This window comes from Leeuwenhoekiella obamensis (genome assembly GCF_055391795.1).
In genome coordinates, this window is sequence record NZ_AP029251.1 from 528,456 (window position 1) to 542,967 (window position 14,512).

The 14,512-nt window shown below is 39.4% G+C and carries 11 protein-coding genes; 4 read left to right on the plus strand and 7 right to left on the minus strand.

Annotated features, from left to right (window positions below):
- Positions 1–20 precede the first annotated feature (20 nt).
- The 3 genes from ACZ5L8_RS02440 to ACZ5L8_RS02450 all read right to left on the minus strand — a co-directional run bounded on the left by ACZ5L8_RS02440 (position 21) and on the right by ACZ5L8_RS02450 (position 3,607).
- The gene (locus ACZ5L8_RS02440; RefSeq protein WP_464439506.1) at positions 21–1,574 is read right to left on the minus strand and encodes a M20/M25/M40 family metallo-hydrolase; all 1,554 of its coding nucleotides are present in this window, start codon (positions 1,572–1,574) and stop codon (positions 21–23) included.
- Between the two features lie 56 nt (positions 1,575–1,630).
- The gene (locus ACZ5L8_RS02445; RefSeq protein WP_464439508.1) at positions 1,631–2,341 is read right to left on the minus strand and encodes a hypothetical protein; all 711 of its coding nucleotides are present in this window, start codon (positions 2,339–2,341) and stop codon (positions 1,631–1,633) included.
- Between the two features lie 537 nt (positions 2,342–2,878).
- Positions 2,879–3,607 carry a peptidylprolyl isomerase gene (locus ACZ5L8_RS02450; protein WP_464439510.1) on the minus strand — a complete coding sequence of 243 codons (729 nt, stop codon included), beginning with the start codon at positions 3,605–3,607 and terminating at the stop codon, positions 2,879–2,881.
- Between ACZ5L8_RS02450 and ACZ5L8_RS02455 the strand changes: the two genes are divergently transcribed.
- The 4 genes from ACZ5L8_RS02455 (at position 3,606) to ACZ5L8_RS02470 (ending at position 9,062) form a co-directional block, all read left to right on the plus strand.
- On the plus strand, positions 3,606–4,244 hold the full coding sequence (locus ACZ5L8_RS02455; protein ID WP_464439511.1) for an NUDIX hydrolase: 639 nt from the start codon (positions 3,606–3,608) through the stop codon (positions 4,242–4,244). The genes ACZ5L8_RS02450 and ACZ5L8_RS02455 overlap by 2 nt on opposite strands.
- Positions 4,245–4,312: 68 nt before the next feature.
- Positions 4,313–5,116, plus strand: coding sequence for a lysophospholipid acyltransferase family protein (locus ACZ5L8_RS02460; RefSeq protein ID WP_462600448.1), 804 nt, complete (start codon positions 4,313–4,315; stop codon positions 5,114–5,116).
- A gap of 168 nt (positions 5,117–5,284) precedes the next feature.
- Entirely contained in the window at positions 5,285–6,232 is a 948-nt protein-coding gene (locus ACZ5L8_RS02465) for a serine hydrolase (RefSeq protein ID WP_464439513.1), read from the plus strand.
- 58 nt (positions 6,233–6,290) lie between these two features.
- The gene (locus tag ACZ5L8_RS02470) at positions 6,291–9,062 is read left to right on the plus strand and encodes an NTP/NDP exchange transporter (RefSeq protein WP_464439514.1); all 2,772 of its coding nucleotides are present in this window, start codon (positions 6,291–6,293) and stop codon (positions 9,060–9,062) included.
- Here ACZ5L8_RS02470 and ACZ5L8_RS02475 read toward each other — a convergent pair.
- The 4 genes from ACZ5L8_RS02475 to ACZ5L8_RS02490 form a co-directional block, all read right to left on the minus strand.
- Positions 9,039–10,304, minus strand: coding sequence for a serine hydrolase (locus ACZ5L8_RS02475; RefSeq protein WP_464439516.1), 1,266 nt, complete (start codon positions 10,302–10,304; stop codon positions 9,039–9,041). The two genes, ACZ5L8_RS02470 and ACZ5L8_RS02475, sit on opposite strands and share 24 nt — an antisense overlap.
- Positions 10,305–10,313: 9 nt before the next feature.
- A complete protein-coding gene (locus tag ACZ5L8_RS02480; protein ID WP_464439517.1) occupies positions 10,314–13,220 on the minus strand; it encodes a PEP/pyruvate-binding domain-containing protein in 2,907 nt (968 codons plus the stop codon).
- 129 nt (positions 13,221–13,349) lie between these two features.
- Positions 13,350–13,988, minus strand: coding sequence for a hypothetical protein (locus ACZ5L8_RS02485; RefSeq protein WP_464439519.1), 639 nt, complete (start codon positions 13,986–13,988; stop codon positions 13,350–13,352).
- Between the two features lie 4 nt (positions 13,989–13,992).
- Positions 13,993–14,487, minus strand: a complete 495-nt coding sequence (locus ACZ5L8_RS02490) for an RNA polymerase sigma factor (RefSeq protein ID WP_464439521.1) — start codon at positions 14,485–14,487, stop codon at positions 13,993–13,995.
- Positions 14,488–14,512 lie beyond the last annotated feature (25 nt).

Consider the following 14,512-nt stretch of genomic DNA (forward strand, 5'->3'; position numbering starts at 1 on the left):
GGAAGGCTTTTCTAAATTTTTTAGTCATTGTCTAGACCACCGCGACGCGTTGCATCCCGAGGTTCTGGCCAGGTGTCTTGTTGTCCTGTTCTGCTATTCACAGGAAGTACGATCTGTTCTCTAGAAGTCGTGTCTGGATCTTCACTCGCCATGTAAGCTAGGATCGCCGTTAGCATCACATTTTGCTGTACATCGTCAAAAACGATCTTGTCGTATGTATCGCGGTTTGTGTGCCAAGTGTAGTTCCAGTAATTCCAGCTTAGCGAACTTAAATTAAAAGCAGGCGCGCCAGCAGCTACAAAAGAAGCGTAGTCAGAACCGCCACGACCAGGAGCTCCCGGAAAATGTGTTTCTAAACCATCCTTCACATCACGAGGAACTGCATTAAGCCAGCTTCCTAAATAATCATAAGCATGCAAGAAACCGTTACCCGAAATATTTGCGATGCGACCCGTACCGTTATCTTGATTAAATACCGCTTGTACGTTTTCTACGATCTCTGGGTGATCTTTTACGAACGCGCGAGAACCATTTAAACCTTGCTCTTCGCTTCCCCAGTGACCTACGATGATCGTTCTTTTTGGGTTAGGATATACTTTTTTAAGAACGCGCATAGCTTCCATCATTACAAGTGTACCTGTACCATTGTCTGTTGCGCCGGTACCGCCATCCCAAGAGTCAAAATGCGCAGAAAGAATAACATATTCTTCTGGTTTTTCACTTCCTTCAATGCGCGCAATTGTGTTGAAAGTTGGTACTTCGCCTAGATCTTTAGAAGTTGCCACGACTTTAAGTTCTGGAGTATGACCACTTTCGGCAAGGCGATATACCATGCCATAATCTTCAAGAGAAAGATCAATGGTAGGAATTTTTTTAGTGTATGCAGAGAAAACTTTGTTTACACCAAAACCATTAGACCAGTATGAGCTAATGATACCAGCAGCTCCAGCTTCTTCAAGCGCTTGTGGAAGTGTGCGACGATTAAGACCTGTTTTTTCCATTTGTGAGCGCCAAGCTTTGCTAGCTTCATCACGGTCTTTTTTCATTTTTTCAAAAGAGGCTTCTGTAGCCCATTCTTCCCAGTTAGCGTCTGGACGACCAGTAAGTTCTGGCTGACTAACAAGAACGAATTTACCTTTTACACTTTTTAAGCTTTCGCTAAAACTAGCAGAATCTTTCGCTGCAGGTATTGTTACAACTTCTGCAGTGATCCCTTTATCTTTTGTGCTTGGGCTCCAAGCGAGTTGGCGACCTTCTAGCGTTCTAAGACGTGGCTCAAGCATATCAATATGCGTGATGCCGCGTTCCCAGCCGCGCCAGGTTCCCCATTGTTGATTTTCGGCACTGATACCCCAGCTTTGATATTTTGCAACGGCCCAGTCGTGCGCTTGCTTCATTTGCGGAGTTCCCACAAGGCGTGGTCCCACAACGTCCATAAGTTCGTGTGCAATGTTCTTGAGCTGAGAATTCTCAGTCTCTTCTTTAATAATGTTTTGAATGACAGTGTCATCTTGCGCCTGAGAGAGCGTAACGCTCAGAAGGCCCAGTGCAAGTGGTAGTAGTTTAGTCTTCATGGTTGATGTATACGTTTCGTTTAAGGCTAAAAATACTACATCAATCATTTACTATATCAAGAAGCGTAGCATTTCTGCAATTCGCCATAAAAGTGGTCGCTAGCGATCAACTTGTTATTCGCTCTACCCCAGGTGATAAAGTCTGTGTAAGACGTTTCTTTCCAGGTTAGGTAGTTTTGAAGAATTGCAAGACATTCATTCAATTCTCTTTGTATTGCGTTCTTGATCTCTGTAAACTCTAACTTGTTTAGTAGCGATTGAGCTCTTTTGGCTATAGCCAAATCCTTATCAGGACAACCCAAGTAGTGACTAGGCAAACGGTGAGCACCGGTCCAAAGTCTATCTAAATATCTTTGAACTAGGGTTAAGATAGATTGCTGATGATTAGGGTCTAGCTCAAGAGCTTTGTTAATATGAGGAACAGAACCAGTTTCACTACCATACCAACATAAAGGATCTGGATTTTCAGGTTCTTTTTCTATCCACTCTTTAAGCATAGGGATCTTTAGTTCCTGCTCTAGTTGATACGGACTAGCTTCAAAACCATTATGTCTGGTGAAAATTTCTTGCATGGTCATAAAGAAGCGCTTTTTTGCTTCAAACGTCCATTTTTTTGCCTGCTCAATAAATTGAGAAAGTGGTACAGACGCAAGTTTTTCTAGACCGCCATTTTTCATCTGGCAGTACTCATAGAACTTGCTGTACTCAGGTACGTGAGCAATTTCTTCTGCAATTTTACCAATTGCAGTTACAGGAATGTAAGACATCGTTATTAGGGGTGTTTTAGGGGTGAATTATACAATGGTCTTAAACTTATTTTATCAAACGTACTGAATACATTAAAAAGTACAAGTACTATGTTTTGTATTGTATATCAGCTGTTTGAGTGAACGTAAAATTAGTTTACAGGAAATAATATTGCCTTATATCCGTTCAAATTTTTTTAAAAATAATTTATTATTCTTAAAAATAAAGGAATTGTTTTGTAAAAAACTGTTTTATAGTTTTTTATGAAGCATTGTAATGCCTAGGAACTAAGCACTATGGGCATTCTATTTTTGGGAGTGATGACGCTTTAAGAAATTTTTAAGAGTATTAGGAACACTTAAAAAGATAAATTCTTCTAGCAAAAGGCATATTTTTCTTTTAAAATGATAAAAATTGACGTTTAAAATTGCTAATCATTTAAGTAAAGTAGTCTTTTTCTTAATATTTTTTACTTGTAAAAAATACATTTATACAATTAGACTTTAGATGGTGTGATTTCTTTTGGCGAAAGCCAAAAAATAATCATTATAGATCATCTATTTTATAAGCTCAACATTGATGTAAATGTTGCTCAAAGGCCATTCACTTTTATCAACGGGTACCTCGTTGATCTTATCTACGACGTCCATACCTTTTATTACGCGGCCAAAAACGGTATGCTTGCCATCAAGGTGATGTGCTCCGCGCTCTGCCTGCACGATGAAGAACTCAAAAGGAGATGAAGCTTCACTTATATTTTGCTCTGTATATTTTGCAGCAGAAAATGCTCCGCGTACGTGCGGATGATTTGGTTTTGCTTCATTGGGTACAAGATAATTTCCTATGCGCATGCGTTTTCTGGGTGTTCCATAATCGTCGCTATTTCCGCCTTGATCTACAAAACCTTTAGCAACTCTGTGAAACATGGTTTTGTCAAAATAATCCTGTTTTACTAGTAATATAAAGTTTGCTCTATGTAGCGGCGTGTCTTTATAAAGTTCAACATCTATATCGCCTTTTGAGGTTTTGATGCGTACTAACGTCTCAGGATTATTCTTGCCGTATTCTGTGAGAAATGGGATCAATTCGCTTTGATCCTCAATAATAGAGCCTAATTTCTTCTTAAGTTTATCGTTCTGCGCTTTGCTTTTTTCTTCAGGAGTGCTGTCTTTTTTTACAGCTACTTTTTCTTCTGTAGTTACTTTTTGAGTAGATTTTTTATCTTCACAACTTGCGATAGTAAGTGCGCAAAGAAGAAGCAAGGTGTAGAAAAACTTAGATTTCATGCAGTTTAAAAAATTTCTTGAGTTAGTGCCAAAAATAAGCAATTTGACCCTTCCGGGGAAAGAAGCACAGCTAGAGATGGCTCCGTTAGAAAGAGTCAACGCTTTAAGCGAAATGGACATTGAAAAACGCAATCCGCGATGGGCAGCAGTGATGGCTTTGTTCTATCCTGATGCTGAAGAAAACTGCAGGATCGCCCTTATCTTAAGAAAGACCTATAAAGGAGTTCACAGCAATCAAGTGGGATTTCCGGGAGGAAAGGTAGAGGGAGAAGATAAAAACCTTGAGTATACCGCGCGTCGTGAAACCATGGAAGAGATCAACGTTGCTGAAGATGATATTGTAGTTTTTAAACAAACTACAAAAACATATATCCCGCCTAGTAACTTCTATGTGCAACCGTTTATGGGATATGTAAATTATACTCCGCACTTCATCCCACAGGAAGAAGAAGTCGCCGCAATGATCGAAGCTAAAATTGAGGATTTACTTTTTGCGGAGACAATAACTCAAAATCATACTACTTCCTACGCTGAAGAAATAGATGTGCCAGCATTTTTATTAAATGAACACGTAGTTTGGGGAGCCACAGCGATGATGCTCAACGAGGTGAAGCGATTAGTTCTGGCGGCACAATAGCCTTAAATTTTTGTATCTTGCAACACTCTAAATAGAGCAAATCCTTTGTTCAAGCGCAATAGCACTTTATAAATATGTTTAAGAAAAATCCTTTTGGTCATTATCTGTTTTTAAAGAAATGGCTCATTCGTATTATGGGTACGATGACGCATAGGCGTTATAGAGGATTTAATGAATTACAGATAGAAGGATCTGAGGTTATTAAAAACCTTCCGGATTCTGGAGTTTTATTTGTCTCTAATCATCAAACGTATTTTGCTGATGTTGTTGCAATGTTTCATGTATTTAATGCTAGCTTAAGTGGTAGAATTGACAGTATTAAAAATGTAGGTTACCTGTGGGATCCTAAATTGAATGTCTATTATGTCGCGGCAAGCGAAACTATGAAGAGCGGACTTCTGCCTAGGATTTTGGCGTATGCCGGTGCCGTATCTGTACAGCGCACTTGGCGTGAAAAGGGTAAAGAGGTGGACCGCCCGGTAAACTTAAGCGATACTGAAAATATTGGGATAGCGCTTCACGATGGTTGGGTGATAACATTTCCACAAGGAACTACAAAACCTTGGAAACCTATTCGTAAAGGAACAGCTCACATTATCAAACAATACAAACCTATTGTCGTGCCTATTGTGATCGATGGTTTTAGAAGATCTTTTGATAAAAAAGGTATAAGAATTAAAAAGAGAGGCATTCTACAATCTATGGAGATCAAAGAGCCTCTTGATATCGATTATGAAAATGAAACGGTAGAAGATATCGTTGAAAAAATCGAGTATGCGATAGAGCAACATCCTTCATTTTTAAAGGTTATCCCAGCAGAAGAAATCACTGCAATGGAAGAGCTGAACAAAACACGAAAGTGGGAGTATTAACATTCTTAGGTTTAACATTTTAAATGTTAAAATCAGTTAATTTTTGGCATGGGCTTTGCACCATATAGTGCGAAACGTTAAATGTTTAAAAAAGCACAAAATTTTCTTAACCTTTGCATAATAAAATTGTGAAGGTTGAGTTAACCAAACAAAAAATAAAGACTGACTATGAAAAGATATTTTGCCCTAATTTTTCTAACCTTTTTCACATTCACTATATCATCACAGAGTTTTGCACAAGAAAAGCAAAAACCTTTGCTAGCATGCTCTGATGTGCCTCTTCAAAATTTTAGTAACGCAACTTTACAGAAGCAACTTTATAAGCAAATCGCATCAAATGCGCATCTTAAGCGTTTGATGGACAGCAAAAAACTTTCTGTAGGTCTTGTAAGCCTTGATGATCCTAATAATATTCAATACGCAGACATTAATGGCGAGAACATGATGTATGCGGCTAGTCTTCCTAAGATCGCGATCTTACTTGCGGCTATGGATGCTATTGATAAAGGAGAGCTTAAAGAAACTAGAGAAGTTAAAGACGATATGTGGGCGATGATTAGTAAATCTAATAATCACGCTGCTACTCGCATGATAGATCGTCTGGGATATGATAAGATCTCTAGTGTATTACAAGACAAGAAATATAAACTATATGATAAAGCTCATGGTGGTGGTCTATGGGTAGGAAAACGCTACGCTGCAGGTGGAGCGCGCAATCCTGATCCTATGAAAGGTCTTAGCCATGCTGCTACTGCAGAGCAAGTTTGCCGCTTTTACTTCAAGATGGTAACTGGTCAACTTGTTAATGTAAAAAGAAGTAACCAGATGCTTAGCATTATGGAGAATCCTTCACTACACCACAAGTTTGTAAATACGCTTGATAGAATTGCGCCAGACGCTCGTTTATTCCGTAAATCTGGATCATGGAGTAACTATCACTCAGACTCAATTTTAGTTTGGGGAGAAGATGGTAGAAAATACATCCTTGTAGCTCTTGTAGAAGATCCTAATGGGGAACAAATTATAAGAAATTTAGTATTTCCTGTAGAGAAAGCTTTAGAAAATTCTCGTACTTTGATTGCTAGTATAGACGACGCTGGCAAATCAAGTGATTAAGACATTTCTAAAAAAGACATTCAATTTAAGAGATGGTGAAATAACCATCTCTTTTTACATGCAGCTGTATGTATTTTTAATAATTACGGTACTTCTTATCGTAAAACCTACAGTAAACGCATTATTTCTCAATAGGCTAGGTGCAAATAACCTGGCCTTTGGTTTTATATTCATCGCCGCAACGGCAATTGTTTCCTCATATTTTTACAATAAAGCAGTAAGATCTTTTTCGCTTAAGCGAATTATAATCAGTACCCTTATATTCTTCTCAACAGCATTTGTCTTTTTGGGCGGGCTATTGCTTATGGGTTGGTTGGGTAGTTGGGTTCTGTATGTTTTTTATGTGATCGCAGGGATATTTGCTGTGCTCACGGCAAGTCAATTTTGGCTTCTAGCCAATATGGTCTTTAACGCAAGAGAGGCAAAACGCCTTTTTGGATTTATAGGCGCAGGCGGTATCGCCGGTGGAATTTTCGGCGGTTATCTCACAAATATTTTAGCGCCCGTTATTGGTAATGCTTATTTGCTGGTAGTTGCTGCGATCTTGATTCTTTGCTGTATACCCATTTTGTTGAAAATCTACGGAGAAGGAAAAGTTAGCAGATCACAGCGTTTTTCTGGTTCTGAGAGTATTCTTGACGAACCAGCATTCAGGATCCTAATAAAATCTAAGCACCTTACTTTTCTTGCGCTTATCATTGGTGTAGGTGTTATCGTTGCAAAATTGGTAGATTTTCAGTTTAGTGATTTTGCCAGTAGAGCGATACCAGATTCAGACAACCTAGCCTCATTTTTCGGATTTTGGTTTTCAACCTTTAATCTCATCTCACTGTTCATTCAGCTATTTCTTACTAATCGCGTGGTTGAGAAACTAGGCGTTAACAGTTCATTACTCATTTTGCCATTAGGCATTGCATTAGGCTCACTATTATTTTTAACCTATCCAGAACTTTGGGTTCTTGTGATCATTAAAGGTGTAGATGGTAGTCTTAAACAATCTGTAAACAAAGCCGCTACAGAACTTGCCATGGTGCCGGTGCCGCTCGCAATAAAAAATAGAACTAAATCTTTTATAGACGTTGTTGTAGATAGCGTTGCGACTGGTTTTGCGGGGTGTCTTTTGATCTTCGTGATCAAAGGTCTTAATCTGCCTAGTACGTATGTTACGGTTATTATTCTGTTGTTGATCTTTGTGTGGCTAGTGGGAATTTTTAAAGTAAGGGATTCATATTTTAAAAGCTTTCGCGAAAGCCTTAAAGCCGCGATCGAGAATCACGAAGGTGTGCCCATTAAGCGCAAAAAATCTAGCCTGCAAGTTGGACGTACGATATTAAAACATGGTAAATCTGAAGAGATCGTGAGTTATCTTGATAATCTGATCTCTGTTCATGCAAAATCACTCAGAAACGAAGTTCTTGCGCTTCTGGATCATCAATCTCACGAGGTTAAAGTCGCTGCGATCGGCCAATTATACCATTACCCTAAAGGCACTGCGCTTGATGAAGTTCGCCGGCTAGTGCATGTAAAAGATGACGATGTGGTTTATGCCGCGATGAATTATCTCATCGTGCATACAGACTTGAGTGATGACAGGATCTTTGACTCCTATCTTAACCACAGCAGTGATTATATAGCGCATGCCGCGTTGTTATGTTTGGCTAAAGAAGCAGCGTATAACCCATTAATGGCATCTAGATATAACCTTGAGTTGCGTATAGAATTATGGCTCGCCGAACTAGAATTACCAGATAGCGAGCATAGAGTAGAGGAGTTGGCATTTTTGCTGGATACCATTGGTTACGCGCGTATGCCGCAGTTTTATTCCTTTATTTCGGCCAACTTTAATAACCGCGATAATGAGATCGTTCTACATGCCATCAAGGCCGCTGGGATCACAAAAGATCCTATGTTTATCGATGCGCTTATAGATTTCCTTACGGTGAAAATGTATCGCCCAGAAGCCATTCTTGCCCTCAAAGCCTATGGTGAATCCATAAGTAAAGAACTCCTGCGTCGCGAAGCGGAAAAACAATTAAAAGGGAATGTAAAGAAGTACATTCCGCGTGTGATCGAAAAATTCAGAACACAACCTTCTGTACGAATACTTATCAAACTGCTTAAAAGTAAAGACGTGCAGATCAGGCTTTCTGTTTCTAAGTCACTTAATAAACTTAGAGGTAAAGCACCAAAACTCAATTTCTTCCCAAAAAACATCTACAAGATCATTCTTAAATACTGTGATGAGTACAAAGAAGTGTTGCAAATGCGCGAAGTGATTCAGCATGACTTTGATAGTGAAAAATACGACGGATTGCCACAAGATGATCTCACCGAATTAAACCTTGCAAGAGAGGCTTTACTAGATGTGCTTAATGAACAATTAGCGCAACGTTTAGAAACTATTTTTAAGCTTCTAGGGGTATTTTATAGTAAGAATGATATGTCTATCGCTTACGCGGGAATAAAAAGCAGTGTGAGCGATACAAAGCAAAATGCGATAGAATTTCTGGATAACATCCTTTCGCCACAGCTTAAAATCTCTTTGCTATCAATTATAGAGACAGATATTGTAGAAGATGCGCAGCGAGCACAAAACGAGTTGCTAAATCCTAGCAATGTTTCTTTTAATGATGCTTTGCTTTACTTGCTTAAAGAAGGAGATGCGAAGGTGAGACTTCCTGTGATTTATTTGATCCAATATTTGGGCGATGAATCGTTCTTGAAGCCTTTGCATAAACTTAAAGCTACTGCAAAAAATAAGGACGTGATCACATTTACAGATCACGCCCTTAAAAAACTTAAACCTTTATTGGCCGGCAGACTCGCTTAAGGCTTTATCAATGCGGCTGGCAAGATACATGTGGTCAGATGCTGAGTTCTTTCTTAGAACATTAGTCATCAGGCAAACCATATATTTTGCGCCATCATCTGGATGTTCTACAATGATCACACTGTTCATATAGTTAAACACGTTACCAGCATAATCACCACAAGCACCTTTAGAAGGATCGCATTTATAAAAACTACCAGATTTAAAATACACACGGGCAGAGTCTAGACGGCTACTGTGTGCGTATCTAATACGGCGGTCTGTCATATACATTAATCTTTTCATCTCTAGACTGCTCAGGGAGTCAACAACTTTTCCCTGCTCAAGAGAAATAAGGAATTTCATCAAACCTTTAGGAGAACCAATACTTCCACCTTTACGGCCCACGTAGCGCTCACCACCATTGGTAAAAAATCCACCCAGTCTCCATTCATCTTCTGTAATACCAAGTTCACGCAGCGGTTGATTCACAACTTCATGAGCAAGATCTGTAACTTCAGAACGATCAGTTTCTTTAAACCAGTTCATCGCTTCTTCATCAGTAAGATCAAAATAATCATTACCAAAAACTTTCATCAACAAAGCTTCACGATATACTACACTTGCCGCACCATTATTACTTACAGAAACCATGTGATCCACCCATTCATAAAGAGAAAAAACATCTTCTGTGCTGGTTTGTCTTTTAGTCAATCTGTCGTTTTCAATATCATAAAGCGGGATAGTATGATGATCATACACCGCAAATGGTCCACCTTTTACATTCTTGTAGCGCAAAAGATTAAGACGCGCGTCCCAATCGTCTGGACATAATTTTTCAAGTTGATCAAAAAGTGCGATAAGAATCGCAAGTTTTCCTACACTTCCTGGTTGATAACCGCGAGTTTCATTACGGGATGCATATTTCAGGTTTAGTGAGTCTGTCATGTCAATTACAGAGAGAGAATAACTTTGGTCTAAACCATAAAAAAGCCCAGAGATCTTTTCCTGTAATGCTGGGTCGTCATGCATATACGTCACAGCACTATCTTTTAAACCTGTGAGGCGTAATTTTATATCCTCTGTTTTGGCGTAAGCCCCAGCCGGAATACGATTATACGGTATGCTATCTCTCACGATCTTTTGTAAGTAAGCAAGTCTGTCTATTCCTGTGCTTTCATAACCATCAATGGGGTAAAAGGCAGTAGAAATGATGGCTGTTAAGAGCAGTAAAAAAGGGAGGTATATAATTTTTTTCTTCATGTTAGTTGTTTAAAGTGTAGTGGTAAGTTCTATGTATTTTGTGTTATCTCGCTTAGGCGAAATGGACTCAAGATAGTCTGAGCTAAGCGCATTTTTATTTTCAACAAAAGGTCTTATCTGGAAGAGGTAAAGTTTATTATCCTGAAAACCTAATTCTACATCATAAGCACCGTCATAATGTGAGCCAGTTTCTTGCGGAATTTTAGTTCTTATCTGCTGTGCGATCTCTCTCAGGGCTTTAATATTTTCCTCATTCAAGATGGGTTGATGAAAGGTCGTACTGTAATTTTTCACACCGCCGCTGGCTGGTAATCTGATGTAATCTGGTTCTCTGGCTGGAGCCAAAAGTTTTGCATCAATGGTAGTTACTAATCTTGTTTCTGCAGCCTGACCGTCAACGGCACCACCGGCACCACGACTGAAGGCAACAGTAAGATCTTCATCTGTACCTTCATTAATACCTTTTGTGATCATCACACCACTGTAATCTACATCCACACTAGGAATCACTAGGATCGAAGGAAATACATTCTCTGGATTGCTCAGGTATTTTTGACGCCATTTAAAGCTACGCTCTGTGTATGGCGAGGCCCAAACATCCTTAATTCCTTTTAAGATCATGTTGCTATCTACAACATTAAACAGCGTTAAGTTAAGACCTGCACCTGTAAATTCTTTGAGGTCTTCCATATTTGTGTCACTGCGCAAGAAAACCGGAGTTTCTCCCATGGGTTTTCCAAAAACGCTTTGAAATTCACTCTTCAGGCTTTGTACAAAACTTTCTTCAAGTTGAATGTTTTTGATAGCTTCTCTAAGTTTTTTCAAACGGCCTAGCTGGTATTCTTCAACATCGGCTTCGCTTTTGCCACTGCTGCGCATGTTTTCCGCGGAAGCGAAAGTCTCTTTTAAAAATTCCCAATAGGATTTTCCTTCGCCTGGCATGTTAAGATCCATATGTGCTCTAAAGATCCCAAAAGGAATCACGAGGCCTTCTACAACCTCATCTGGGAACATTTTTTTGAGTTGGCCAAGGTTTGCAGCTTTAGGACCAGCGAGTTTACCGCTTGCCGAAGCGTCGATATCTCGCATGTTTAGAATCTCTTTTTTATCTAAGCGTATTTGTTCAATTGGCACTGCGATCTTCTCGCGACTACGCTCTGTTTCGTCAAAGAGTTTCTTTTCTTGAGAAGACATATCATCAGCTTCTTTAAGGATCACTGTGCCGGCGTTAGAAACTGCATAAAATACTTTCTTGCCGTTATATTTTGCAAGCTTAGAAAGGTGCTCGTCTGTTAAAGCGGCATTTGGGATTCCTAGGTTTCTTGCTAATAATTGCACGTGAGAAACAAGGTTGCCTTCGTCTACTGTTGCGATTCCAGCTACGGGTTTAAGATCACTAGGCGGACGTTTAAATACATAGATCTTGTTGCTGCTTACTTCCACGGTTTCAGGATTACCTTCTACCACCACAAGTTCACCCATGGCATATCCCGGGTTAAGACCGCGAATCGTACCAGCATCGCTGATGCCTATCACGTCATTCTCTATATCATTTTCACGTGAAGTGAAATTAGCGAGTTCGCTTACCGTTTGTCCTAAAGGAAGCGAAATTGAAGAGCGTACACGGTCGTCAATGAATCCGCTAGCTAATGGTTCAAAAGCTTCATAGCGCTCTATGGTTGCGTCGTAAGTAGCTTTTGTCATCGCTGCGCTCCATTGCACAACGTTGCGTGCTGTATTTAGAACTTGGTTAAGTTCACTAACCGAAATATCTGTGTAATTTCGGGGTGTCAGGATAGGAGCAACAGCTTCCCATTCCCAAACTTCAAGAAGTCCTGTGCCTGCAGCGGCATAACTTAAATGATAGATCTTATCAAGCAAACCGCCAAGGTCTTCTGGTTGCCATTCTTGACTTTGCTTTAGTAAAATATCCTCGAGTTTGATGCTTACATCTAGAAGCTCAAGTCTGTCTTTTGCGCTTGCAACTTGATCGATCTGCATACGGATGTTGCAAAGCATCTCACTAAGTTGAGGTATAACCTCTTCTGGCGTAATATCTTGAGATGTATTTGCGGCAAAATCTAATAATTGTGTCTTGATCTCTGCATTGCTACGTATTGCTTTAACTTGATCTGCAATGGCTTTATAATCGATAGGCGAGTAGTATTCTTTAAGAGAAGCGATAAGCTGGTCAAAATCTTCTTTTAGCTCTTGCGAAAGCTCATCATTATGATCTTCCTTAAAATCCTGAACTAGCTTAATATCGCCTTTATCTGGTTGCCCGTGAATTTTTACCCGCACATCCATAAACTCAGGAAAATCTTCTGCTAAAACTTTAGATTCACTTCTTACCTTCTGCGCAAGGTTACCATCGCCAGCGTGCGGAATATCTCTAAGCGATTGTCTTATTAAATAGTAATGCTCATTTAAACGTGCATCATCCTGCAATAACCACTCATAAAACTCAATTCCCCACGCTTGCTCGTCTTCACTCTGTATAGCGCCGCGGTAATATTGTGCGCGCTCTAGAACCCAACCGTTATCTACATTGGCAAGGTATTTTCCTAGTTGGTATTGCTTTATTCTGTCTTGTTCATGCGACTCATCCCAGAAGTTTGATTTGTTGGCTGCAGCCAAAATCTCACCAAAATAAAGCCTGTTGTCTTCTGCGAGTTGGTTTGTAATCTCTTTGTAACTGGCGTGTTGAATCCCGCCTATGGCATCTGGACAAGGGTCTTTAGGCTCGCGCATTGTGCCATCATCACAAAACCAGCGGATGCGTAGATACGGACCTCGAGGGTCTTTTTTAAAAGCTTCAATTTGATTTTTGATCTGGGAGGTGGTAAGCTCCTGCGCGCTAAGCTCGATGTTTAAGAATAAAACTATTAAGAGCGAGGTTAGTAGCCGTTTTTGCATGTGTAATGGTTTGCGACAAATGTAAGCGCAAACCGTGTTAAAGCATGCTAAAAAAACTCTAGCGTTTCCTTAAAGAATCGTTATTAAATCAGTGTGCTTTTCGCCGAAAGGCAAATAAAAACAGAAGTATTACTCTTTAAACTCTAGCTTACTAAGCTCTTTGTAATTTAATCGCAGTCTTCTAAGCAAAATTCCATAAAGGATTTTATAGAATGCCCAGAATACGCCTAGGATGACTAAAATAAGTACCACCATAATTCCTAAGACCATCCAGAAACTATCGTCTTCTGGACCAGCAGGATTCCTGAAACTATCAAAAGCTGGATGATACATGAGCATTGAAGCGATCACAATACATGAGATCACGAAGATCAATACAAGGTTGAAAACCACATACGCTTTAACAGTGCGACGCACACGTAAGATATTTTTCATCAAAGATTTTGTGCTGTCTTGCGTGCTTATCAATTTGTAATTCTTATAGAAGAAATAGATAAAGCCTAGCGTTACTGAATATTGGATTATAGATAAAACGATATTGAGTTCGTAGATGTGTAATTCTCTAAATTTTTGAAAATACTCTTCATTATAGGTAGCGACGCCTAGAGCCGTCCAGAAAATAAATTCAATGATAGCGATGATCAAAAGCCATTTTGTAAGCGATGATGATCTGCTTTGCACCATATTCTTAATGGTGGTCGTATCTAGTTTAGGCAGGTTTACTTCCTGCTTCTTCCAGTCGTTTTTAAGTAGCTCAAGTTCTTTCATTGTACTACATGTTTAGAAGTTCTTTTAATTTCCCTTTTACTCTGTTCATTTTTACGCGGGCGTTAACCTCTGTAATTCCTAGCATTTCACTTATTTCGCTATATGGTTTGTCTTCCAGATAGAGAAATACAAGGGCTTTATCTATATCGTTGAGTTGTTTGATCGCGCTGTACATTAATTTAAGTTGCTCTTCTTCAGTATCATCATAATCTGTGCTGGGTATTCTGTACATCACGCTATCATAATCCTGCGTTTTTACCCGTTTCTTTGATTTGCGATATAAAGTGATGGCTGTGTTAAGCGCAACTCTGTACATCCAAGTGCTAAATTTTGAATCTCCTCTAAACTTAGGATATGCCTTCCATAATTGTATGGTTACTTCTTGAAAGAGGTCATTGTGCGATTCTTGATCATGCGTATACAGTCTACAGATCTTATGCACAATATTTTGATTCTCTTCCAGAAGCTCTACAAATTTGTTCTCGAGCGCTTGATTCAAAATCTCTGATTGGTTTAGTTACTCA